The 408-nt window shown below is 75.0% G+C and carries 1 pseudogene; it reads left to right on the forward strand.

The window, feature by feature from the left end:
• Window position 1: 1 nt before the first annotated feature.
• A pseudogene (locus tag GTP90_RS36120) lies at window positions 2-408 on the forward strand (two-component system sensor protein); the annotation flags it as partial.

Consider the following 408-nt stretch of genomic DNA (forward strand, 5'->3'; position numbering starts at 1 on the left):
GCTGCTGCTGGCGGCGTGGCGCCCGGCCGCCGCCGGCCACGCGCGCCTGCTGAGCGACTACAGCCATCACGCCTGGACCGCCGCCGAGGGCGCGCCGGCGCAGATCCAGGCCATCACCCAGACCCCGGACGGCTGGCTGTGGCTGTCCACGCCGAACGGCTTGTACCGCTTCGACGGCCTCAACTTCGAGCGGCGCGAGCAGGTCGGCGGCCAGAAGCTGCAGTCGACCATCGTGCTGCCGCTGTACACGGCGCCGGACGGCGCGCTGTGGGTCGGCTACCGCTTCGGCGGCGCCAGCGTGTTCAAGGACGGCCAGGTGCGCCACTACGGCGCGGCCGACGGCTTCCCGCCCGGCGCCACGTACAGCTTCGCGCGCGCGCCGGACGGCGCCATGTGGGCCACCACGGC

The sequence above is a fragment of the Duganella vulcania genome, assembly GCF_009857655.1.
Classification (GTDB): Bacteria; Pseudomonadota; Gammaproteobacteria; order Burkholderiales; family Burkholderiaceae_D; genus Rugamonas; species Rugamonas vulcania.